The sequence below is a fragment of the Amycolatopsis sp. lyj-112 genome, assembly GCF_046549055.1.
In the GTDB taxonomy this organism is placed as follows: domain Bacteria; phylum Actinomycetota; class Actinomycetes; order Mycobacteriales; family Pseudonocardiaceae; genus Amycolatopsis.
Map to the genome: position 1 here is coordinate 484872 of NZ_JAJPWS010000001.1, position 21807 is coordinate 506678.

At 68.0% G+C, this 21807-nt stretch carries 19 protein-coding genes and 1 pseudogene; 11 read left to right on the forward strand and 9 right to left on the reverse strand.

All coding sequences use genetic code 11. The features are described from left to right. Nucleotides 1-48: 48 nt before the first annotated feature. Entirely contained in the window at nt 49-516 is a 468-nt protein-coding gene (locus tag ACLJRL_RS02315; protein WP_410654295.1) for an NUDIX domain-containing protein, read from the forward strand. On the opposite strand, the gene ACLJRL_RS02320 is transcribed toward ACLJRL_RS02315, so the two are convergent. Further along, entirely contained in the window at nt 506-1150 is a 645-nt protein-coding gene (locus ACLJRL_RS02320; RefSeq protein WP_410654296.1) for an HAD family hydrolase, read from the reverse strand. The genes ACLJRL_RS02315 and ACLJRL_RS02320 overlap by 11 nt on opposite strands. A gap of 130 nt (nt 1151-1280) precedes the next feature. Between ACLJRL_RS02320 and ACLJRL_RS02325 the strand changes: the two genes are divergently transcribed. The 3 genes from ACLJRL_RS02325 to ACLJRL_RS02335 all read left to right on the forward strand — a co-directional run bounded on the left by ACLJRL_RS02325 (nt 1281) and on the right by ACLJRL_RS02335 (nt 5196). Then, a complete protein-coding gene (locus ACLJRL_RS02325) occupies nt 1281-2873 on the forward strand; it encodes a discoidin domain-containing protein (RefSeq protein WP_410654297.1) in 1593 nt (530 codons plus the stop codon). Between the two features lie 98 nt (nt 2874-2971). Beyond that, nucleotides 2972-4216, forward strand: coding sequence for an MFS transporter (locus ACLJRL_RS02330; protein WP_410654298.1), 1245 nt, complete (start codon nt 2972-2974; stop codon nt 4214-4216). Continuing rightward, nucleotides 4213-5196: a hypothetical protein gene (locus ACLJRL_RS02335; protein ID WP_410654299.1), complete on the forward strand. Its 984-nt coding sequence runs from the start codon at nt 4213-4215 to the stop codon at nt 5194-5196. The genes ACLJRL_RS02330 and ACLJRL_RS02335 overlap by 4 nt, the downstream gene beginning before the upstream one ends. Before the next feature lie 83 nt (nt 5197-5279). On the opposite strand, the gene ACLJRL_RS02340 is transcribed toward ACLJRL_RS02335, so the two are convergent. The 4 genes from ACLJRL_RS02340 to ACLJRL_RS02355 form a co-directional block, all read right to left on the reverse strand. Next, nucleotides 5280-5819 carry an O-acetyl-ADP-ribose deacetylase gene (locus tag ACLJRL_RS02340; RefSeq protein ID WP_410654300.1) on the reverse strand — a complete coding sequence of 180 codons (540 nt, stop codon included), beginning with the start codon at nt 5817-5819 and terminating at the stop codon, nt 5280-5282. A gap of 10 nt (nt 5820-5829) precedes the next feature. Then, nucleotides 5830-6627 (reverse strand): alpha/beta fold hydrolase, encoded by a 798-nt coding sequence (locus ACLJRL_RS02345; RefSeq protein ID WP_410654301.1) that lies wholly within the window; start codon nt 6625-6627, stop codon nt 5830-5832. Between the two features lie 31 nt (nt 6628-6658). After that, nucleotides 6659-7303, reverse strand: coding sequence for a DUF998 domain-containing protein (locus ACLJRL_RS02350; RefSeq protein ID WP_410654302.1), 645 nt, complete (start codon nt 7301-7303; stop codon nt 6659-6661). 127 nt (nt 7304-7430) lie between these two features. Then, a complete protein-coding gene (locus ACLJRL_RS02355) occupies nt 7431-8564 on the reverse strand; it encodes a metallophosphoesterase (protein WP_410654303.1) in 1134 nt (377 codons plus the stop codon). Nucleotides 8565-8732: 168 nt separating this feature from the next. On the opposite strand from ACLJRL_RS02355, the pseudogene ACLJRL_RS02360 reads away from it, so the two are divergent. Beyond that, a pseudogene (locus ACLJRL_RS02360) lies at nt 8733-9485 on the forward strand (hypothetical protein); the annotation flags it as partial. Nucleotides 9486-9544: 59 nt separating this feature from the next. Here ACLJRL_RS02360 and ACLJRL_RS02365 read toward each other — a convergent pair. Next, a complete protein-coding gene (locus tag ACLJRL_RS02365) occupies nt 9545-11812 on the reverse strand; it encodes an ATP-binding cassette domain-containing protein (RefSeq protein WP_410654304.1) in 2268 nt (755 codons plus the stop codon). Between the two features lie 78 nt (nt 11813-11890). Between ACLJRL_RS02365 and ACLJRL_RS02370 the strand changes: the two genes are divergently transcribed. The 5 genes from ACLJRL_RS02370 to ACLJRL_RS02390 all read left to right on the forward strand — a co-directional run bounded on the left by ACLJRL_RS02370 (nt 11891) and on the right by ACLJRL_RS02390 (nt 15922). After that, nucleotides 11891-12673 (forward strand): TetR/AcrR family transcriptional regulator, encoded by a 783-nt coding sequence (locus ACLJRL_RS02370; protein WP_410654305.1) that lies wholly within the window; start codon nt 11891-11893, stop codon nt 12671-12673. A gap of 10 nt (nt 12674-12683) precedes the next feature. Then, complete coding sequence (locus tag ACLJRL_RS02375; RefSeq protein ID WP_410654306.1) at nt 12684-13115, forward strand: nitroreductase family deazaflavin-dependent oxidoreductase; 432 nt, start codon at nt 12684-12686, stop codon at nt 13113-13115. A 108-nt stretch (nt 13116-13223) separates the two neighbouring features. Then, nucleotides 13224-13703, forward strand: a complete 480-nt coding sequence (locus ACLJRL_RS02380) for a pyridoxamine 5'-phosphate oxidase family protein (RefSeq protein ID WP_410655134.1) — start codon at nt 13224-13226, stop codon at nt 13701-13703. Nucleotides 13704-13733: 30 nt separating this feature from the next. After that, a complete protein-coding gene (locus ACLJRL_RS02385; RefSeq protein WP_410654307.1) occupies nt 13734-15281 on the forward strand; it encodes a GAF domain-containing sensor histidine kinase in 1548 nt (515 codons plus the stop codon). Further along, on the forward strand, nt 15278-15922 hold the full coding sequence (locus tag ACLJRL_RS02390; RefSeq protein ID WP_410654308.1) for a response regulator: 645 nt from the start codon (nt 15278-15280) through the stop codon (nt 15920-15922). Before ACLJRL_RS02385 ends, ACLJRL_RS02390 begins: the two co-directional genes overlap by 4 nt. Here ACLJRL_RS02390 and ACLJRL_RS02395 read toward each other — a convergent pair. Then, nucleotides 15919-16551, reverse strand: a complete 633-nt coding sequence (locus ACLJRL_RS02395; protein WP_410654309.1) for a sigma-70 family RNA polymerase sigma factor — start codon at nt 16549-16551, stop codon at nt 15919-15921. The genes ACLJRL_RS02390 and ACLJRL_RS02395 overlap by 4 nt on opposite strands. Nucleotides 16552-16794: 243 nt before the next feature. Here ACLJRL_RS02395 and ACLJRL_RS02400 point away from each other — a divergent pair, with 243 nt between their 5' ends. Next, nucleotides 16795-18564 (forward strand): chitinase, encoded by a 1770-nt coding sequence (locus ACLJRL_RS02400; protein ID WP_410654310.1) that lies wholly within the window; start codon nt 16795-16797, stop codon nt 18562-18564. 79 nt (nt 18565-18643) lie between these two features. Here ACLJRL_RS02400 and ACLJRL_RS02405 read toward each other — a convergent pair whose 3' ends face one another. Together ACLJRL_RS02405 and ACLJRL_RS02410 are read right to left on the reverse strand one after the other, a co-directional pair. Next, the gene (locus tag ACLJRL_RS02405; protein WP_410655135.1) at nt 18644-19984 is read right to left on the reverse strand and encodes a cellulose binding domain-containing protein; all 1341 of its coding nucleotides are present in this window, start codon (nt 19982-19984) and stop codon (nt 18644-18646) included. A 51-nt stretch (nt 19985-20035) separates the two neighbouring features. Continuing rightward, the gene (locus ACLJRL_RS02410; RefSeq protein WP_410654311.1) at nt 20036-21673 is read right to left on the reverse strand and encodes a glycosyl hydrolase family 18 protein; all 1638 of its coding nucleotides are present in this window, start codon (nt 21671-21673) and stop codon (nt 20036-20038) included. Nucleotides 21674-21807: the final 134 nt, after the last annotated feature.

Genomic DNA, 21807 nt, shown 5'->3' on the forward strand with positions numbered 1-21807 from the left:
CGCGGGCCGGTCGCGTCACTCGGTCGGAGCAGCGGCAGACTGGACACCGTGGCGGGTAAGACGAGTGCCGGGATCCTGCTCTTTCGCAGGTCGGGCGAGGTGACCGAGGTACTGCTCGGACATATGGGCGGGCCGTTCTGGGCGAAGAAGGACGCGGGCGGCTGGTCGGTGCCCAAGGGCGAGTACGAGCCGGACGAGACACCGGAGGCCGCGGCGCGGCGCGAGTTCCAGGAGGAACTCGGGCTGCCGGCGCCGGAGGGGGAGTACGTCCCGCTCGGCGAGGTCAAGCAGTCCGGCGGCAAGGTCGTCACGGTGTGGGCGGTGGAGGCGGACCTCGATCCGGCTCAGGTCGTCCCGGGCACCTTCGAGATGGAGTGGCCGCCGCGTTCGGGCCGGACGCAGGAGTTCCCGGAGGTCGACAGGGTCGCCTGGTTCGGGCTCGCCGAAGCGGAGGAGAAACTCCTCAAGGGGCAGCGCCCGTTCCTCACCCGGCTGGGGGAGAAGCTCAGCGGCTGAGAAGCGCGCTCAGCGGTTCGTCGGCCAGCGATCCGAGGACGATGTCGGCGTGGTCGAAGTTCAGTACGGCGGTGATCGGGTTGGGCACCGCGACACAGGTCAGCCCGGCCGCCTTCGCCGCGGTGACGCCGTGCGGTGAATCCTCGAACGCGATCGCCGCCGAAGCAGGCAGGTCCAGCGCGGCGAGCGCGGCCAGATAGAGGTCCGGGCTCGGCTTCGCCTCGTGGAGATCGCCGGTGAGCACGGCCTCGAACGCGCCGGCCAGGTCGAGGCGCGCCAGATGGGTGCCGACCCAGTCGCCGGTGGAACTGGAGGCGATGGCGAGGCGGAGCCCTTGTTCCTTCGCTTCCGCGAGGTACTCCAGCACTCCGGGGCGAGGCCCGACCGATTCCAGGAGTTCGGTGACCCGGGCGCGGACGCCGGTGCGGACGGCGAGCCTGTCCAGGTGTTCGTCGTCCTCGGCCAATAACTCGAACATCGCACTGGCGGTGTTCTGCGTGCCGATCACGGTATGCCAGACGTCCAGCGGGAGTTCGCCGCCGCGTTCGCGGAAGGTCTCCTGCCAGGCCACGAGGACGGCGGCCTCCGTGTCGACCAGCGTGCCGTCGAAGTCGAAGATCAAAGCGCCGGTCATGGGGCGAGTCTACGTCTTGACTCGCTGAGTGGTACGGATTACCGTACGCATTCGTTAGGAAAGTTACCAAACGAACAACGCCGCGCACCGTCAGACACCGTCCCGCCGCCACGGATCCCGGGAGAACGATGTGAAGGCCCGAACTCGACTACTACCCTTAGGCGCGGCACTCATCCTGCTGCCCACCCTGCTCAGCGGTAACGCGCAGGCCGCTGATGTCCTTCTGTCCCAAGGAAAGCCCACTCTGGTCTCCTCGGTGGAGACCGCCGACTACGGCGGCCCGCTCGCCGTCGACGGGAAGACCGCCACCCGGTGGGCAAGCGCTTACAGCGCGGACCCGCAGTGGATCCGTGTCGATCTCGGCGGCCCGTCCGACGTCCGCCGCGTCAAGCTGAACTGGGAAGCGGCCTACGCCACCGCGTACAAGCTGGAAGTCTCCAACGACGGCTCGACGTGGTCCTCGGTCAAATCCGTCACCAACGGCAACGGCGGCACCGACGACCTCACCGGATTGTCCGCGCGCGGCCGGTATCTGCGTCTCGTCGCGACGAAGCGCGCCACCACCTACGGCTATTCCCTTTGGGAGATGCAGGTTTACGGCACGTCGGACTCCTCGGGTGACACCCAGGCGCCGACGGCCCCCACGAACCTCAAGGCCGGTGCGGTCACTTCGTCCACTGTGGACCTGACTTGGGCGGCGTCGACGGACAACGTCGGTGTCACCGCTTACGAAGTGCTGCGGAACGGCCAGGTCGTCGGTACGTCGGAAACGACGTCCTACACCGACACCGGGCTGACCGCGTCGACCGCGTACACCTACACCGTCCGTGCGAAGGACGGCGCGGGCAACACTTCGGCCGCCAGTACCCAGATCCAGGCGACCACCCAGGCCGGCGGCGGAGGTTCGTCGTTCGTGCTGGCCGCCGCGGGCGACATCGCCGACCAGTGCACCGCGTCGTCGTCCTCGTGCATCCATCCGAAGACCGCCGCGCTGGTGGGCCAGATCAACCCGGCCGCGGTGATCACCATGGGCGACAACCAGTACGACGACGCCCATATCGAGGACTTCACCAAGTACTTCGACAAGACCTGGGGCAAGTACAAGAACATCATGCGCCCCATCCCGGGCAACCACGAGACCTACGACCACACCCCGCTGGGCGCCTACAAGCAGTACTTCGGGAAGATCGCGACCCCGAACGGGAAGACCTACTACAGCTGGGAAATGGGCAACTGGCACTTCGTCGCCATCGACAGCACGGAGTTCTCGCCGGGACTGGCCGCGAACGCCGTCAGCGACGAGCAGCTGAACTGGATCAAGCAGGACCTGGCGAAGAACACCAAGCCCTGCGTCGCCACGTACTACCACCACCCGCGCTTCAGCTCGGGTGACCACGGCGACAACCCGAAGATGGTCGAGCTCTGGGAAACCCTCGTGCAGAACAAGGTCGACCTGGTGCTCAACGGGCACGACCACCACTACGAGCGGTTCCATCCGCAGAACGCCGACGGTGGCAAGGACGTGAACGGTCCGGTGCAGATCATCGGCGGTACCGGCGGAAAGACGGCGTACCCGCCGGGCTCGCCGCACACCGCGACGGCGAAGCTGCTCGAAACGTACGGCGTGCTCAAGCTGAACATGACCGAGAACGGGTTCTCGACCCAGCTGATCGGCCTGGACGGCAAGAGCGAGGACAACTCTCCCACCTACACCTGCCACTGATCCACGCGATTGGTCCTCTAGTTGCGGTAGTTCGCTGACGAACCACCGCAACTAGAGGACGAAACGCGGGCACCTCCACACGGCGTAGGAGATTTCGTATGTACATAGCCACGAGTCGTGGCGCGGACACCGCGGCGGAAGTGCCCAAGAGCGGGATGAAACGCGCCGTCACCGGGAACGTCGTCGCGCTCGGCCTGGTCAGCCTGGTCACCGACATCTCTTCGGAGATGGTGACCGCGGTCCTTCCGCTCTATCTGGTCCTCGGGCTCGGCCTGAGCCCGCTGCAGTTCGGCGTGCTCGACGGGCTCTATTCCGGCGTCACCGCCCTGGTCCGGGTTCTCGGCGGGCACCTCGCGGACCGTTGGCGACGGCTCAAAGCGGTCGCCTGCTTCGGTTACGGGCTTTCGGCGCTGGGCAAGATCGGCCTGATGATGGCGGGTTCGTCGACCGTCGCGATCGGTGCGGTACTCGCCGCCGACCGCACCGGCAAGGGTGTCCGGACCGCTCCGCGCGACGCCCTGATCACCTTGAGCAGCGACCCCGACCACCTCGGCCGCGCGTTCGGCGTGCATCGGGCGATGGACACCTTCGGCGCCTTTCTCGGCCCGCTGGTCGCGATGGCCGTGCTGTGGCTCAGTCTCGGCAGCTACGACTCGGTGTTCTTCACCAGCTTCTGCATCGCCGCGATCGGCGTGATCATCCTGGTGGTCCTGGTCAAGGACCACCAGCCCGGACCCCGAGCCGCCCGGCGAACGGTCTCCCTGCGGGAAACGGCGGGGCTGCTGCGGCAGGCGTCGTTCCGCCGCATCTGTGTCTGGGCGGCGTTGCTCGGTCTGGTCACCCTCAGCGATTCGTTCCTGTACCTCGTCCTGCAACGCCGCTGGGACCTCGGCGCGGTCTTCTTTCCCTTGCTGCCCTTGGGAACCGCGGGGGTATATCTGCTGCTCGCGGTGCCGCTGGGCAGGCTCTCGGACCGGGTCGGCCGCTGGAAGGTGTTCCTCGGCGGGCATGTCGCGCTGGTCGTCGCGCTGCTGGCGCTGCTCGGGCCGGTGGACGGCGGGGTGCTCGCGGTGCTGGCGCTCGTCCTGCACGGTGTCTTCTACGCGGCCACCGACGGGGTCCTGATGGCCGCCGCCGGACCGATGCTGCCGGAGCACCAACGGGCGGGTGGACTGGCCCTGGTGCAGACCGGGCAGGCGACGACGCGGATGTTCGCGTCCGTCCTCTTCGGATTCGCTTGGACGGCCTGGGATCTGCAAGCGGCGGTCTTGGTCGCCGCCGGCGCGCTGGCCGTCGCCGTCGTCGCGGCCGCGGTCGTCCGTCCACTGAGGACGCACGCATGACGGGGCGGATCCTGGGCGTGGTGGCGGCGGTCGTGGTCCTGATCGCCGCGGCCGTCGGCTACGGCCTTTACTCACGGGATCGCGGCGAAGGCGTCAACGCCGTCGCCGTGGTGTCCGGTCAGCCGGTCTCGGTGCAGGCGAAGGGACAGCTGCTGTTCCGCAACACCGCCGACGGCCCCGACTTCGGCCACCTCGCCACGGTCCCGGCCGACCAGCCCGGCGAGCCGAGGAAGGTCGCGGGGCTCAGCTGCGACCGCTTCGCCGCCTCGGCGGGAACGGCGCTGTGCCTGGCCGCGCAGCCCGGGGTGCTGCCGCCGATGACCGACGTCATCGTGCTGGACAAGGACCTTCGCGAGATCCGCCGTCTCGAACTCCCCGGCACACCCAGCCGCGGCCGGGTGTCCCCGGACGGCGAACTCGTCTACTGGACGATGTTCGTCAGCGGGGATTCCTATGCGGCCACCGGGTTCTCGACCCGGGCCGGGATCCTGGACCTCTCTTCGGGGCAGTTGCTGAAGAGTATCGAGGAGATGACGGTGCTCCTCGACGGCAAGCGGTACTACTCCTCGGACGTGAACTACTGGGGGATCACCTTCGCCCCCGATGGCGAGCGCTTCTACGCGACCATGGGCACCAAGGGGAAGACGTATCTCATCGAGGCGGACTACCGGAAGTTCACCGCGAAGGTGCTCCGGGAGAACGTCGAGTGCCCCTCACTCTCGCCGGACGGGAAGCGGATCGCCTTCAAGAAACGGGTTTCCGGCGATCTCGCGGCCCCGTGGCGGCTGGCCGTCCTCGATCTGGCCTCCGGCAAGGAAACGCTGCTGGCCGAGACCCGCAGCGTGGACGACCAGGCCGCGTGGCTCGACGACCGGACCGTCGCCTACGGCCTGGAGTCCGGGATTTGGGCGGTCCCCGCGGATGGAAGCGGGTCGGCCCGGGAACTGGTCCAGGGCGGTTCCTCACCCGCCGGGGTGTAGCTGTCGCCCCCGCGTTTCGTCCTCTGGTTGCGGTACTTGCGCGCGCAAGTACCGCAACCAGAGGACGAAACGCGGGGCGTGGATCACGAGCCGGTCACCCCGAGGGCGGTCGCCTGCTCGCGGAACACGTCGTAAGCGGCCGTGCTGAACAGCACGAACCGCACCAGTTCCACCGAACTCGCCCCGGCGGACAGCGTGGCCATCACGGTCTCGAGGGCGATCTCGGCGGCCGATTCGACCGGCCAGCGGTAGATCCCGGTCGAGATCGCGGGAAACGCCACGGTGTGCGCGCCGAGGTCGGCCGCGACGTGCAGCGAGTTCCGGTGGCAGGCCACGAGCAGCGCCGATCGGTCCTCGTCGTCGGACCACACCGGCCCGACCGTGTGCACCACCCAGCGTGCCGGAAGGCGGCCCGCCGTGGTGGCGACCGCCTCTCCGGTCTTCAGCCCCTTGCCGTAGTGCCCCGCGCGCAGCGCCCTGCATTCGGCGAGGATCTCCGGTCCGCCGCGGCGGTGGATCGCGCCGTCCACCCCGCCGCCGCCGAGCAGGGACGAGTTCGCGGCGTTCACCACGACGTCGACCTGCTGTTCCGTGATGTCGCCTTCGACCAGTTCGATCTTCATGACCGCTCCGTCAGCCGTTGAAGTACTCGATCAGTACCGGGGCCACCGCCTTCGGCTTGAGCATATGCGTCTGGCCCTCGATCGTGCGGTGCTCGGCGCCGGGGACGGCCTCGGCCAGCGCGGCGACACCGTTGCGGATCCAGGCCGGGCTCTTGCCGCCGTCCATCACCAGCGTCGGCACGCCGACACTCGCCCAGCGGCCCTCCGGCAGCGGTTTGCCGTCGTGCAGTCCGTCGAACAGCGCGGCGTCGTAGCGCAGGGTCGGCGCGACCTTCTTCAGCTTCGGCCACGTCGGCATCAGCTGCATCATGAACACGACCGGCGCCGGGACACGGACGCCTTCCCGCATGAAGGTCTTGATCGCGACGCCGGGACGGCCGGTGGCGATGGCCTTGTCCAGCCGCTCGGTGTAGTCGGCCGGGACCGGCGGGCGGGTGTCGTCGACGACCAGCGGGAACTCGTACACCGCCAGTTTGGTGATCGGGAGACCGGCCTTCGCGGCTTCGAGGGCGAGCGCGGCGCCGGAGGAGATGCCGTAGACGTGGGCCGTCCCACCGGCTTCCTTGATCAGCGCGGCGATGTCCTCGACCTCGCGGGCGACGGAGAACGGCTCGGTGTCGCCGCTCTCGCCACGGCCGCGGCGGTCGTAGGTGTAGACGGTGAAGTGGCCGGCGAGTTCGGCGGCCAGCGGTTTGGCCGGGCCGAACTCGCGGTGGCACATGGCGCCGTCGACGAGGAGGACGGCGGGGCCGGAGCCGGTGCGGGTGTAGGCGATGGTGGTGCCGTCTTGCGAGGTCACGGTGCTCATGAGCGAAGAATCTCCTGTCGAGGGGGTTCGTCTAGCGGGCGGAACGGATGGTGACGGCGGTGACCCAGCCCCAGGCGAGCATCACGGTGGCCCAGAAGGCGAGCATCACGACGGCGTTCGCGTTGCCGGAACTCATCCAGGCGAATGAGGCGAAGAACGCGATGCCGGTGGCGCGGGAGTAGACGGCCCAGCCGCGGTGACCTTCACGGGAGTAGCGGCTCGCGAACACGAAGGTCGCCACGATCAGCGACAGGAAGCCGACCGAGCCGGCGGCCATGTGCAGCATCCCGGTGGTGCTGAGCGTGGCCGGCCCCGCACCGACAGGGAAGCCGTTACCCGCGTCGGCCTTGAAGGCCGCGGCGAACAGCAGGCTGACGCCGAAGAGGCCCAGCAGCCGTGGTCCCCAGACGCTGCCTCTGCCCGGCTCGAGCACGCGGCTCAGCCCGATCGCTCCGGCGATCGTCAGGACTCCGGCGACCAGGAAGTTCGTCACCTGGATCCACCCGGCGTCGCCGTTGCTCAGGATGCTCGCCGGGTGCTTCGTGAGGTCGAAGCCGTCGCGGACGGCGGCCTGGATGAACGTGGTGAGGAAGTACAGCGGGCCGGCGGCGGCACCGCAGGTGAGCAGGGTACGGGCCGGAGTGGTGGCGCGGATCCGGGTGGCGGTGATGGTCATTTTCTGGGCCTCTCGGTGCGGGGCGGGTGCGTTGGGACAACCTTCGCTCCGAACGTTGAGATTGTCAAGACAAAAAAAATTGTCGGTAGTACCTGGTGCGAGGCCCGAAGGCGTCGCAACCAGAGGACTACTTGCTGTTTCGCAAGGTCAGGACGGTGATCTCGCTGGGCGCGAAGACGCGCAGCGGCGGTCCCCAGAAGCCCGTGCCGCGACTGGTGTAGAGCTGCGTGCGCTCGCCGTGGCGCGACAGACCGGCCAGAACGGGCTGGTCGAGCCGCACCAGAAGGTGGAACGGCCAGATCTGGCCGCCGTGGGTGTGCCCGGAGATCTGGAGGTCGATCCCGGCCTCGACGGCCTGCTTGACCTGCTTCGGCTGGTGGGCCAGCAGGACGACCGGGGTGCTCGCGGCCACGCCGTCGAGCGCGGCCGGCAGGTCGGGGCCGTGGCCGGGCAGGCCGGAGGCGGTGCCGGTCGGGTCGTCGATACCGGCGAAGACGAGCGTGTCGCCGCCCTGCTGGACCGGCACGTGCCGGTTGTGCAGCGGTTCCCAGCCGAGATCGCGCATGTGGTCGAGCCAGGCCTGCGCCTCGCCGAAGTACTCGTGGTTGCCGGTGATGTAGAACTTGCCGAGCTTGGCGCGCACCTTCCCGAGCGGCGCGACCTGGCCCTGCCGTTTGGCGACGGACCCGTCCGCGAGATCACCCGCGTGGGCGACGACGTCGGCGTCGAGTTCGTTCACCACCTCGACGACCTTCTCCGACCACTTCGTCCGGTTCAGCGGGCCGAAGTGCGTGTCGGTGATGATCGCGAAGCGGAGGCCGTCGAGCCCGGCGCCGAGGCGGGGGAGCACGACGTCCAGTTCCTTGAGCCGCGGGACGCGCCGCGCTTCGACCATCCCGTACGCCGCCAAGACCGCGAACGCGGCCACGACGGCTCCCGACACGATCTCCGCCGCACTGTCCACTCCGGACACCGCGAGGACCAGCCGGAGCACGTTTCCGAGTACGGACAAGGAGAACAGCAGCCAGATCAGCCCGAGCGAGAGGTCGCCGATCTTCGCGGCGGTGTCCCGCTGCCACGGGCCGTGGCCGAGCACCATGGACGCGGGCACGGCCACCACGGCGGCCGCGAACACGATCGTGCCGAGGTATTCGAGGGCGGTGGGAAGTTCGGGCGATCCCACGATCGTCCACCACGGCACCCCGAACAGGAGGGCGAGAACGGCGATCAGCGCGAGAACGCGAACAAGGATGCGGGGCATCGTCGGGAAGTACCTCGGAATCGGGTCGGAATGTGCTCGCCAGACTAACAGACCAACGGTCTCTACGGAGTTCGTCGCTGAGGGGCTCTCAGGTACGTAAGGGGACGTACGCGAGGTGTCGCTTCACGGGCGACGCTTCGCGAGCCGCGCCGCAAGACACTCGACGGTATGAACGAGCTACGGCGGATCTGGACGGACGGCAGGCGGATCGAGCGTGTCGCCTACGTGACGGGGGCGCTCCTGTTTCTCAGCGGTCTGGTGCACACGGTGGTGCTGGTCGCTTCCGGCGGTTCGTGGACCGGGCCGCTGTCGATGCGCAAAGCGGTGACGTTCGGGCTTTCGTTCGGGCTGACGCTGGCGACCGTCGGGTGGGCGACGTCGTACGTCTCGGTGCGGCCGCGGGCGCGGAACACGCTGCTCGGGATCTTCACTGCGGCGAGCGTCGTCGAGACGGCGCTCGTGAGCATGCAGGCCTGGCGCGGGGTGCCGTCGCACTTCAACTTCGAGACCGCCTTCGACAACGCGGTGTCGACGACGCTCGCGGCGGGCGGCGGCGTCATCATCCTGACCGCCGTCTCGTTCACCGCGGCCGCGATGCGCGGCGAAGGCGAGACGACGCCCAGCATGCGGCTCGCGGTGCGGTTCGGGCTGGTCGCGCTGCTGGTGGCGCTCGGCACGGGCGCGGCGATGATCGCGAGCGGCGTGGCCGAGGCGCGGAGCGGGAACCTGCAGGTGGCGTACACCACCGCGGGTTCGCTCAAGCCGCTGCACGCCGTGGCGATGCACGCCATCCTCATCGTGCCGGGTCTCGCCTGGCTGCTGCGGTTCGCGGACTGGACGGAACGGCGGCGCGTGCGGCTGGTGTGGGCGGCTGTTGTCGCGTACTCGGTGCTGACCGTCGTGGTGGGGGTCGCGTCGGTGCTATGAACGACTCGTTCCTTGCGAAATTTGCAAGGAACGAGTCGTTCATAGCACGCCTGTCAGCCTTCCCGGCCCACGTAAGCGCGCAGGTGCTGTGCCGTCAGGGTGTCCCCGCCGTCGACCAGTTCGGCCGGTGTCCCGGTGAAGATGACCTGACCGCCGTCGATGCCGGCGCCCGGCCCGAGGTCGACGATCCAGTCCGCGTGCGCCATCACGGCCTGATGGTGCTCGATGACCACCACGGTGTTCCCGTCGTCGACGAGCCGGTCGAGCAGGCCCAGCAACTGGTCGACGTCGGCGAGGTGCAGCCCGGTGGTCGGCTCGTCGAGGACGTAGGTCGCCGACTTCTCCGCCATCCGGATGGCCAGCTTGATCCGCTGCCGTTCCCCGCCGGACAGCGTCGTGAGCGGCTGGCCGAGCCCGAGGTAGCCCAGGCCGACTTCGGACAGCCGGTCCAGGATCGCCCGCGCCTGCCCGGTGGTGAAGAACTCGCGCGCCTCGGCCACCGGCATCGCCAGGACCTCGCTGATGTTCTTGCCGCGCAACCGGTAGGTCAGCACCTCCGCGGTGAACCGCTTGCCCGCGCACTCCTCGCAGACCGTCGCCACCCCGGCCATCATCGCCAGATCGGTGTAGATCAGCCCGATGCCCTTGCACTTCGGGCACGCGCCTTCGGAGTTCGCGCTGAACAGCGCGGCCTTGACGCCGTTGGCCTTGGCGAAGGCGGTGCGGATCGGGTCGAGCAGTCCGGTGTAGGTCGCCGGGTTGCTCCGCCGCGAGCCGCGGATCGCCGACTGGTCGAGCACGACCACGTCGTCCCTTGTGGACAGTGAGCCGTGGATGAGCGAGCTCTTGCCGGAGCCTGCCACCCCGGTGACCACGGTCAGCACGCCGAGCGGGATGTCGACGTCGACGCCCTGGAGGTTGTGCCGGGTCGCGTTCCGGATCGGGATCTGCCCGCTGGGCACCCGGACCTCGGACCGCAGCCGCGCGCGGTGGTCGAGGTGCCGTCCGGTGAGTGTGCCGGAAGTGCGCAGCCCGGCGACGTCGCCGGTGAAGCAGATCTGCCCGCCGTTCGGCCCGGCGCCGGGGCCGAGGTCGACGACGTGGTCGGCGATCTCGATGGTCTCCGGTTTGTGCTCGACGACGAGCACCGTGTTCCCCTTGTCCTTCAACAGGAGCAGGAGGCCGTTCATGCGCTGGATGTCGTGCGGGTGCAGCCCGACCGTCGGCTCGTCGAAGACATAGGTGACGTCGGTGAGGCTGGAACCCAGGTGCCGCACCATCTTGACGCGCTGCGCCTCGCCGCCCGAGAGCGTGCCGGACTCGCGGTCGAGGCTGAGGTATCCGAGGCCGATCTCCACCAGCGAGTCGAGCGTGCCGCGCAGGGTCTCCATCAGCGGGCCGACCGACGGGTCGTCCAGTTTGCGGACGAAGTCGGCGAGATCGCTGATCTGCATGGCCGAGCAGTCGGCGATGTTCAGCCCTTCGATCTTCGACGACAACGCCGCCGCGTTGAGCCGGGCGCCGTCGCAGGCCGGGCACTGCTTGAAGGTGACCGCCCGGTCGACGAAGGTCTTGATATGCGCCTGCATCGCCTCCTTGTCCTTCGAAAGGAACAGCCGCTGGACCTTCACCAGCAGGCCTTCGTAGGTGGTGTTCATCCCGCCGAGCTTCATCTTGGTGGCGGGTTTGTGCATGAAGTCTTCCCACTGCTGAGGGGTGTAGTCCTTCAGCTTGACGGCCGGATCCACGAAGCCGGACTCCGCCAGTCCCTTCCAGTACCAGGTTTCCGGCGCGAAGTTCGGGACGGTGATCGCCCCTTCGTTGAGCGAAAGCTCCTTGTCGACCAGCTGGTCGACGTCGATCGTGGACACCCACCCGAGCCCGTCGCAGTCGGGGCACATCCCCTCGGGAAGGTTGAAGCTGAACGCCCCCGAAGTCCCGATCTGCGGCTGTCCCAGCCTGCTGAAGACGATCCGCAGCATCGTGTGCGCGTCGGTCGCGGTGCCGACCGTGGAGCGGGAGTTGGCCCCCATCCGCTCCTGGTCGACGACGATCGCGGCGCTCAGGTTCTGCAGCGCGTCCACGTCCGGCCGCCCGACGGGGGCCATGAAGGACTGGATGAACGCGGTGTAGGTCTCGTTGATCAGCCGCTGTGATTCCGCGGCGATGGTGCCGAAGACCAGTGACGACTTCCCGGAGCCGGAGACACCGGTGAAGACGGTGAGGCGGCGTTTGGGGATGTCGACCGAGACGTCGGCGAGGTTGTTCTCTCTTGCTCCGCGGACTTTGATCATGTCGTGGCTGTCGGCGGCCGAAGGCATGGCTCTCCCCTGGTTAGAACTCTTTAGCCTGTAAAGTGAGGGTAGCAGAGGTTAGTTTATGCTGTAAGGAGTTTACGAGTGGTCGTCTACGCGGCTCAGGGAGACCCCCGTCGGTCGATGGCCTTGCTGTGGCGGACGGAATCCCCGGACGTCGAACGGCCGGGCCCGAAACCGGGGCTGTCGGTGGACTTGATCGTCGACGCCGCCATCGAGATCGCCGACGCCGAAGGCATGACGGGCCTTTCGATGCGCGCGGTCGGCGACAGGCTCGGCCGCACGGCCATGGCGCTCTACACCTATGTCCCGAGCAAGAGCGAACTGCTCGACCTCATGTACGACAAGACGCTCGCCGAACTGCCGGCGTCCCACGGCGGGGACGACTGGCGGCTCGACACGGTGCGGTGGGCGAACGATCTGTGGGACTTCTACCTGCGGCATCCCTGGGTGCTGCAGGTTTCGCAGGCCCGGCCGGTGCTGGGCCCGCACGAGTACGCCGTCCTGGAGTCGGTGGCGACGATCCTGCGCCGCACCGGATTGCCGCCGGTGGTGCTGCGACGCCTGGTCAGCGCGTTGTACTCGTGCGTGCGCGAGCCGGCGCGGACAGCCGCGGAGTCGCGCCTGGCCGAGAAGGCAACGGGGCAGACCGACGACGAATGGTGGTTCGCGCGGTCGGCGCTGCTGCAGGAGGTGTCCCCGGATTTCGCCGAGCGGTTTCCGACGCTGACCTGGATGGAGAGCGAGCACGCGTTCCGGATGGAGGACGAGACCGTGTCCTATCTGGAGCAGGAGGCCAGGGAGGCCTTCGAGGTGTCGCTGGCCGTTCTCCTGGACGGAATCGAAGTCACGATGAAAGCGGAGTAGCCTTCTCCGCATGCCCAGTGATTTCACCTTGAAGACCATGAACGCCGTCCACCGCGTCATCCAGAAGGTCAGCGGCGGCCGCGCCGGCTGGGAGGTCGCCGGCATGACCGTGCTCGAGCTGACCACCATCGGCCGCAAATCCGGCCAGCCGCGCACCGTGCTGCTGACCTCGCCGCTGCGCGACGGCGACGCCTACGTCATCGTGGCCTCCCGGGGTGGCGACGACCAGCACCCGGCGTGGTTCCTCAACCTGCGCGACAACCCCGACGTCCAGGTCACGCTGAAGGGTGAGTCCGCCCAGCCGATGGTCGCGCGGATCGCCGACACCGAGAAGCGCGCCGAGCTGTGGCCCAAGATCACCGCCGACTACAAGAACTACGCGCAGTACCAGACCAAGACCGAGCGGGAGATCCCCGTGGTCCTGGTGTCGCCCAAGGCATAAGGCGTAACGCCCGGCATCCCCCGCACGGGCCGGGTCCATCGGCCCTACCGGCGAGTCGGTAAGCGAGGGACCGTGGATCTCGACGAAGTACACGACGAGAACGCGGGGATGCCGATGTCCGACTCCTTGGGTCTCGAGATGCTCGACCGCGAGCAGTGCGTGGCGCTGCTCGCGGGCGCCGGGCTCGGGCGGGTGGTGTTCACCTCGAGGGCCTTGCCGGCGATCCAGCCCGCGAGGTTCGCGGTCCACCACGGTGCGATCGTGGTCCGGACGCCGTCACAGAGCGCGTTGTTCGCCGGGGTGGTCGACAGTGTGGTCGCGTTCGCCGTCGACGACTTCGCCGCCGACCTCCAGAGCGGCTGGTTCATCACCGTGCTGGGGCGTGCCGGCGAGGTGCGTGACCCGATCGTGATCGCCGAGCTCGCGACGCTGCCGTTGGGCTGCTGGACTGGTCAGCCGGACGAGCGGTATCTCCGGATTCCCCTCGAGTCGGTAACCGGTCGGAGGATCCTCGGCGCGTCCAGTAACGAAGCGCTGACCGTGATCGACGCACCAGATGAGAGATCCGGGCGCGTTTGTCATTCCTGACCCCACTGCCCGGGGAGTTGCTCCGGGACGGTGACGCCAGTGCGGCGGGTGAGTGCGGCGAGTGACGCCAAGGCGCCCAGAATTCTGGACGCGGTGGCGGGGATCGCCCACGATCTCAGTCTCCCCGACGTCCTGCGGCGCATGGTCGAATCCGCTTGCGAGCTGACCGGTGCCCCGTTCGGCGCACTGAGTGTGCTCGATTCGGAGGAGTTCATTCGCTTCGGGGACGCGTGGGCCTCGCCGCCGTCCGAGGACGAGTCCCTCGTGAGGCCGATCCGCATGCGCGGCCGCATCTTCGGGATGCTGTACCTCGCGCGCAAGCCGGACGGTGAGGAGTTCACCGAATCCGAGGAGGATCTGCTCGTCGCGCTGACCGCCGCGGCCGGCGTGGTGATCGAGAACGCCGCGCTGTTCGACCAGGTTCAGCGCCGCGAACGCTGGCTGGAGGCGTCCTATCACGTCACCGGCGCGCTGCTGACCGACCAGGACCTGACCGCGACGCTGCGCCTGATCGCCGAACGCGCGCGTGTCGTCGCCGGCGGCACCGCCGGTGCGGTGGCCCGTCCGCGCGGTGACGGGCTGCTGGTCTTCGAGATCGTCGAGCCGCCGGGCCCCGACGCCGACAGGCTCGCCGGCATCGCCGTGCCGACCGAGGGCACGGCGACCGGGATGGCGTTCACCAGCGGAAAGCCCGTCGTGGTGCGTGACTACGGCGCAAAGGTGGCCGAGTACCAAGGAGAACGTGGCGCCGTGATGCCCGCGGCGATCAAGGACCTGGACTCCACGGTCGCCGTCCCGCTGATCGTCGGTGAGGAGAAACTCGGCGTCCTGCTGGTGGCGAAGTTCCGCGACAAGACGCCGTTCTCCGCCTACGACGTCCAGCTCGCCGAGACCTTCGCCGCGCACGCCGCGCTCGCGGTCGAGTTCGCCCGCGCGCAACAGGACCGGCAGCGGCTCGCCGTCTTCGAAGATCGCGACCGGATCGCCCGCGACCTGCACGATCTGGTGATCCAGCGGTTGTTCGCGATCGGGCTCGGCCTGGAAGGGCTCAGCAGGCTGACGGCCGAACCGGCCGTTTCCGACCGGGTCGCCGGCTTCGCGCACGAGATCGACCGCACCATCCGCGAAATCCGCAACAGCATCTTCTCGCTGCAGGAACCCGCCGAGGCGCAGGGCAGCCTCCGGTCGGAACTGCTGCGGGTCGCGCTCGACGCGGGCTGCGCGTCCGAACCCCGGGTCGGGTTCGACGGGCCGCTCGACTCGTCCGTGCCGGACACGGTCCGGTCGGACCTCATCGCGACGCTGCGCGAAGCACTGTCCAATGTGGTCAGACACGCGGCGGCGACGGCGGTATCCGTCGACGTCTCGGTGGACCGGGACGGGCGGCGGCTGAGCCTGTCCGTGGTGGACGACGGCGTCGGGATGCCCGCCGAACCGGGGCATCGCAGCGGGGTGGCGAACCTCGGCGAACGCGCGGCCCGCTGGAACGGGACGTTCAGCGTCGAGGCGAGAGCCGAAGGCGGGACGAGGCTCGACTGGTCGGCGGAACTGCCGGCCCGACAGGGGAGTGTGGGATGACGATTTCGGTGTTCCTGCTGGACGATCACGAACTCGTCCGCACCGGGCTGAAGACCGTTTTCGAGGCTGAAGACGATCTCACCGTGGTGGGTGAGGCCTCCACGGCCGCCGAGGCGCTCGTGCGGATCCCCGCCGTCCGGCCACAGGTCGCGGTGCTCGACGTCCGGCTGCCCGACGGCGGCGGAATCAGTGTCTGCCGCGAGATCAGGGCGTCCATCGACCCGCCGCCCGCCTGCCTGATGCTGACGTCCTACTCGGACGACGACGCCTTGTTCGGCGCGATCATGGCGGGCGCGGCCGGGTACATGCTCAAACAGGTCTCCGGCGGCGCGCTGGTGAAGGCCGTCCGCACGGTCGCCGCGGGCGGATCGCTCCTGGACAGCACACTGACGGCCTCGGTGATGAACCGCCTGCGCGGCGAGAGCGACCACCCCGATCCGCGCTACGAACAGCTCAGCCCCCAGGAGCGGCGGGTGCTCGACCACATCGCCGACGGGCTGACCAACCGCCAGATCGCGGAAAAGCTGTACCTGGCGGAGAAAACGGTCAAGAACTACGTGTCGTCGCTGCTGCACAAGCTCGGCTTCGAACGCCGCACGGCCGCGGCCGTCTACGCCTCTCAACGTCGCAATCCCTCTTAGAACAGCGCCAGCCCATCGGCGAAACCGGGATTCTCGCGCAGCACCCGGCGCAGTTCGTTGAGCGCCCGGTGCTGCGTGACGCGCACCGCGCCCGCGCTCGCCATGCCGAGCGCGCCGGCGGTCTCCTCGGCGCTGAAGCCCAGGATCACCCGTAGCACCAGCACATCCCGCTGTTTCGCCGTAAGCACCTTGAACAGCTGGGAAAGCCGCTTGCTGCGGTCAGCTTTCTCGACCTCTTCGAACGTCGGGTTCCATGCCCCGGCCTGTTCGGGTTCCGGATCGGGCACCGGCGCCGACGGGTCACGGGCGAGATTCCGCCGGACGTCCGCGACCTTGTGCGCGGCGATCCCGAAGACGTACGGCATGAAACTGCCGTCCTGGTAGGCGTAGCGCGGCAAGGCCACGAGGACGGCCATCAGGACTTCCTGTGCGCAGTCCTCGGCGTTGGAGACGCCGCGTTGTGACCCGCCCAGTCTGCTCGCGCAGTACCGGAACACGATCGGCCGGAGGAGCGCCAGCAAACTCGCGACGGCCAGCCTGTTGCCGGTGATCGCCGCGCGGACCAGATCGGGTCCCGGCTCTCCCGGCCGGGGCACATAAGTCGGACGCGCGACCTCGGACACGGTCATCACGCCGAATGGGCCGTTCTCGGTGCGTACCTGTGCGTTCCCATCGTCCCCACCTCCCTGAAGCCCCCAGCCCTGATTGCCCCCTTGACGTTACGGAGCGCGTTCCTGAGTCACACCGGTAAAGCAGCCCGGAGTAGTCGGGTCTTTGGACCCTGGTGGTTCCCGGCTATGGACTTTCTCCAGATTGGTCTAGACAATTAGCCATCCGCGGCAGTCCGCCGCCCTTGATCGGGAGGAATCGCGATGAGGCGTTCCAGACCCCTGGCCTTTCTGGCCGTTTTCGTGCTCAGCCTCGCCGGGCTGATGACCGGCGGCGGTACCGCCAGCGCGGCAAACCTGCTCACCAATCCGGGTTTCGAGGCCGGGTCGACCTCCGGCTGGTCGTGCGCCGCGGGCGCGGCCGTGACCACACCGGTACGTTCAGGCGGTTACGCCGTCGGGGTCACCCCGGGCTCGACGACCGGGAAATGCGCACAGACGGTATCCGTCCTGCCGAACACCACCTACGCGGTCTCCGCCTGGGTGAACGGGAACCCGGTGTACCTCGGGGTCACGGGCGGCCCCTCGACCTGGACGGCCGCGACGTCCTACACGCAGCTTTCGCTGTCGTTCACGACGTCGTCGACCCAGACGACGGCCGAGGTGTACGTCCACGGCTGGTACGGCTCGGGTACCTACCACGCGGACGACATCAGCCTCGACGGACCGGGCGGCGGAACCCCGGGTGCGCCCGGCGCGCCGGGCAATCCGACCGTCGGCGCCGTGACGAACTCGTCGATCGCGCTCTCGTGGGGAGCTTCGGCGGGCACCGTCACCGGCTACCGCGTCTACGAAGGCAGCACGGTACGCGCGACGGTGACCGGGACCTCCGCCACGGTTTCGGGCCTGACGGCCTGTTCGTCGCACAGTTATTCCGTGGCGGCCTACAACAGCGCGGGCGAATCGCCGAAGACCACCGAGGCAGGCGCCACGACCGCGGGCTGCGTCGACAGCGGCCTGCCCAAGCACGCGTTGATCGGATACCTGCACGCGAGTTTCGCCAACGGGTCCGGTTACACGCGGATGGCCGACGTCCCGGCGGCGTGGGACATAGTCAACCTCGCTTTCGGTGAGCCGACTTCGGTGACCTCCGGCGACATCCGCTTCACACGATGCCCGGTGGCGGAATGCCCGACCGTGGAAAGCGACGCGGACTTCATCGCCGCGATCCGCGCGAAGCAGGCGCAGGGCAAGAAGGTGCTGATCTCGATCGGCGGGCAGAACGGGCAGGTCCAGCTGACCACGACGGCGGCCAGGGACGCCTTCGTGAGTTCGGTTTCCGCGATCATCGACCGCTACGGGCTGAACGGGCTCGACATCGACTTCGAGGGACACTCGCTGTACCTCAATTCCGGTGACAACGACTTCCGCAACCCGACCACGCCGGTGATCGTCAACCTCATCTCCGCGCTGAAGACGCTGAAAGCGCGCTATGGCGCGGGATTCGTCCTCACGATGGCGCCGGAGACGTTCTTCGTCCAGACCGGCTACCAGTACTACGGCGGGCTCGGCGGCGCGGACAACCGCACCGGTTCGTACCTGCCGGTGATCCACGCGATGCGGGACGCGCTGACCGTGCTGCACGTCCAGGACTACAACTCCGGACCGGTGATGGGCCTGGACAATCAGTACCACTTCATGGGCGGCGCGGACTTCCACATCGCGATGACCGACATGGTCAAGGCCGGGTTCACGGTGGCGTCGACCGGGTTCCGGTTCCCGGGGCTGCGTGAAGACCAGATCGCGTTCGGTCTGCCGGCCGCGGTCAGCGCGGGCAACGGCCACACGGCGCCGGCGACGGTGCACTCGGCGCTCAACTGCCTGGTGAAGAACTCCGGCTGCGGGTCCTACTCGTTGCGCGGGGGTGCCTCACCGGCGCTACGCGGGCTGATGACGTGGTCGATCAACTGGGACCGGTACTACGGCTGGGAATTCCAGAACAGCCATGAACCCTTCCTGAACGCCCTCCCCTAAACGCAATTCGTCCTCTAGTTGCGGTACTTGCGTGTGCATATACCGCAACTAGAGGACGAAACGCGGGACGTCAGGGACCTCAGAAGCCGGCGGTCACCCGCGTGAAGTCCCAGTCGTTCTGCGCGATACCACTGCAATGCGAGACGACTCCGCCGCCGGGGCAGCCCCGGTCGCGGTTGACCGCCCAGAACGCCAGCCTGCCGATCTTGTTCGACTTGGACCAGTTCGTGATCCGGGTCCAGGTGTCGAGACTGGTCAGCTCCTGCTGGTCCGAGAGGCCGTTCATCCCCGAGATGCCCAGGTGGTTGTACGCCGTGGCGTCATTCCACCCGAACGTCGACTTCAGCTTGTCCCGCAGGCCGTTCGCCGCGCCGATGGTGCTGGCGTACATGTCCGCGCCACCGCTGAAGTCGAACGGCATGATCGTGAAGACGTCGACGCCGGCGTTCAGCGCCTTCGCCTGGTCGATCAGCCGCTGACCCCAGTAGTTCGGGCCGGTGGTCGTCGTGCCGAAGGTGACGATCGTCTGGATACCGGGGTTGGTGGCCTTGACGATCTTCAACGCGGTGAGGATGCGGTCCTGGACCACCGCGTTCTCGAACTCGTCACTGTTCTCGATGTCGATGTCGATCGCTTTGAGGCCATAGGCGTTGATCACCTGCTGGTAGGCCCCGGCGAGCGCTTCCGGCGTCGAGCAGTTCGGGCCGAGCTTGTTCCCGCTCCACCCGCCGAAGGACGGGACGACCTCGCCGCCCGCGGCCTTGATCTGCGCGATCGTGGTCGCGTCCACGCTGCCCTGCAGCGGCCGGCTGCTGTCCCACGCGGGGTTGCAGCCGCCCGAAGCGAGGACGAACGCCATGGTGAACCACTTGACCCCGGTCGCGTTCATGACCGTCTGCGGGTTCGGCGGGCTGCCCCAGCCCATGTAGAGGTACGGCGCGCCGCGGCCGCCCGGTTGGGGCGGGTTGCTCGTGGTCGTCGTGGGCGGGTTCGACGTCGTGGTGGTCGGTGTGGTCGGCGTCGTGGTCGGGTTCGAGCCACCGGGGTCACAGGACCCGCCGTTGATCTTGCAGTTCGCCGGGGCCGTGTAGCCCCCGGAATACTTGACGTTGAACCCGAAACTGGTCGTCCCGCCGTTGCCGAGGTTGCCGTTCCAGGTGTTCTTCACCGTCACGTGCTGGCCGGAGACGGTGTAGCTGCCGTCCCAGAGCGAGGCGACCGAATGTCCGGCAGGGAGATCGAACTCGACCGTCCACGTGGGAAGGCTCGAGCCGGAGCTGTTGCTGATGGTGTATTTGCCTTCCCAGCCGGTGCCCCAATCGGAGCCCTTCGAGAAGGCGGCGCCGACGCCGCCGGCCGCGGAAGCCGGCGCGATCACGAGGATCGCGCCGGCTGTTGCGGCAGCGGCGGCCAGGCCCACGGCCTGGATCCATGTCCGCTTAGCCACTGTTCAACCTCTCAGTCAGACCGCTCAGTTCAAGCCGTTCCGCATGGCCGTGACGAGCTCGCCGTTAGTGGTGTCACCGGTGAGTTCCCAGAAGAACGCACCGCCGAGGCCCTGGTTCTTGGCCCAGCCCATTTTCCCGTTGATGGTCGAGGGAGTGTCGTAGCTCCACCAGTTGTTGCCGCACTTCGCGTACGCGGTGCCCGCGAAGGTGCCGGTCGAGGGGCAGGTGTTCTTCAGGACCTTGTAGTCCTCGATGCCGGCCTCGTAGGTACCCGCTGCCGCACCGGTGGCGGTGCCACCCGGGGTGGCCTGCGTGACGCCGGTCCAGCCTCGGCCGTAGAAACCGATGCCCAGCAACAGTTTGTTCGCCGGAACACCCTTGGCCTTGAGTTTCTGGATGGCGTCGTCGGAGTTGAAGCCCGCTTGCGGGATACCCGGGTACGAGGTCAGCGGGGAGTGCGGGGCCGTCGGGCCCTGCGCCGCCCAGGCGCCGAAGAAGTCGTACGTCATGACGTTGTACCAGTCGAAGTACGCCGACGCGGGGCCGTAGTCGGCGACGTCGAGCTTGCCGCCGCTGCTGGCGTCCGCGGTGATGGCGGCGGTGACCAGGTACGAGGAGCCGAACTTGGTGCGCAGCGCCTGCGCCACGTTCTTGATGGCGGCGGGCCCGCTGGTGTCGCAGGTGAGCCCGCAGGCGTTCGGGTACTCCCAGTCGATGTCGATGCCGTCGAAGACGTCGGCCCATCGCGGGTCCTTGAGCAGCTTGTAGCAGGAGTCAGCGAAGGCGGCGGGGTTCTTCGCCGCCTGGCCGAAGCCGCCGGACCAGGTCCAGCCACCGAACGACCACAGCACCTTCAGGCCAGGGTACATCTTCTTGAGCTTGCGCAGCTGGTTGAAGTTACCGCGCAGCGAGCCCGCGTCCCAGCTGTCCGACACACCGTCCACACTGGACCCCGCGTCATAGAACTTGTCGTAGTCGGCGTAGGTGTCGTCGTTCGCCGTGCAGGAACCGTTGGTCACGTTGCCGAACGCGTAGTTGATATGCGTCAGCTTGGCCGCGGAACCGGAGGTGTGGATGTTCTTGACGTGGTAGTTACGCCCATAGACACCCCACTGCACGAAGTAGCCGAGGTTCTTCTTCGCGCCCGGGTTCGGGTTCGAAGTCGTCGTGGTCGGCGGATTGCTGGTGCTCGTGGAGGTCGGCGGGTTCGAGGTCGTGGTCGTGCTCGGCGGGTTGCTCGTCGTCGGGGTGCCGCCACCCGGATCGCACGAGCCGCCGTTGATCTTGCAGTTGGCGGGCGCGGTGTAAGCGCCGGAGTACTTGACGTTGAAGCCGAAGCTGGTGGAACCACCGTTGGAAACGGTTCCGTTCCAGGTGTTCTTGACCGTCACGTGCTGGCCGGAGACGGTGTAGCTACCGTCCCAGAGCGAGGCGATCGAATGCCCGGACGCGAGGTCGAACTCGACCGTCCAGGAGCTGAGCGCGGCTCCGGAGTTGTTCGAGATCGTGTACTTGCCTTCCCAGCCGGAACCCCAGTCCGACCCCTTGGTCAACGAGGCTCCGACACCGCCCGCCGCGCTCGCGGGGACGGTCACCAAGCCGACCGCCAACGCCGCGACGGCCGTGAACAGACCGATCAGATGCCATCTTTTTCTCGACATTTCACTCCTTACAACATGGTGCAGGGGAGATGATCTTGGAGAGAGATTTTTCACCGGGAAAGCCGAAGGTTTGTTGCCGGAGACGGTACGTGGTCTGGACCAATATGGGAAGCATCACTACGTAGAGTGGTGAT

Coding starts and splice junctions, on each gene's coding strand:
- ACLJRL_RS02320 (WP_410654296.1), bottom strand. CDS start 1,150: ATGACCGGCGCTTTGATCTTCGACTTCGACGGCACGCTGGTCGACACG.
- ACLJRL_RS02330 (WP_410654298.1), top strand. CDS start 2,972: ATGTACATAGCCACGAGTCGTGGCGCGGACACCGCGGCGGAAGTGCCC.
- ACLJRL_RS02335 (WP_410654299.1), top strand. CDS start 4,213: ATGACGGGGCGGATCCTGGGCGTGGTGGCGGCGGTCGTGGTCCTGATC.
- ACLJRL_RS02340 (WP_410654300.1), bottom strand. CDS start 5,819: ATGAAGATCGAACTGGTCGAAGGCGACATCACGGAACAGCAGGTCGAC.
- ACLJRL_RS02345 (WP_410654301.1), bottom strand. CDS start 6,627: ATGAGCACCGTGACCTCGCAAGACGGCACCACCATCGCCTACACCCGC.
- ACLJRL_RS02350 (WP_410654302.1), bottom strand. CDS start 7,303: ATGACCATCACCGCCACCCGGATCCGCGCCACCACTCCGGCCCGTACC.
- ACLJRL_RS02355 (WP_410654303.1), bottom strand. CDS start 8,564: ATGCCCCGCATCCTTGTTCGCGTTCTCGCGCTGATCGCCGTTCTCGCC.
- ACLJRL_RS02365 (WP_410654304.1), bottom strand. CDS start 11,812: ATGCCTTCGGCCGCCGACAGCCACGACATGATCAAAGTCCGCGGAGCA.
- ACLJRL_RS02375 (WP_410654306.1), top strand. CDS start 12,684: ATGCCCAGTGATTTCACCTTGAAGACCATGAACGCCGTCCACCGCGTC.
- ACLJRL_RS02380 (WP_410655134.1), top strand. CDS start 13,224: ATGCCGATGTCCGACTCCTTGGGTCTCGAGATGCTCGACCGCGAGCAG.
- ACLJRL_RS02390 (WP_410654308.1), top strand. CDS start 15,278: ATGACGATTTCGGTGTTCCTGCTGGACGATCACGAACTCGTCCGCACC.
- ACLJRL_RS02395 (WP_410654309.1), bottom strand. CDS start 16,551: ATGACCGTGTCCGAGGTCGCGCGTCCGACTTATGTGCCCCGGCCGGGA.
- ACLJRL_RS02400 (WP_410654310.1), top strand. CDS start 16,795: ATGAGGCGTTCCAGACCCCTGGCCTTTCTGGCCGTTTTCGTGCTCAGC.
- ACLJRL_RS02410 (WP_410654311.1), bottom strand. CDS start 21,673: ATGTCGAGAAAAAGATGGCATCTGATCGGTCTGTTCACGGCCGTCGCG.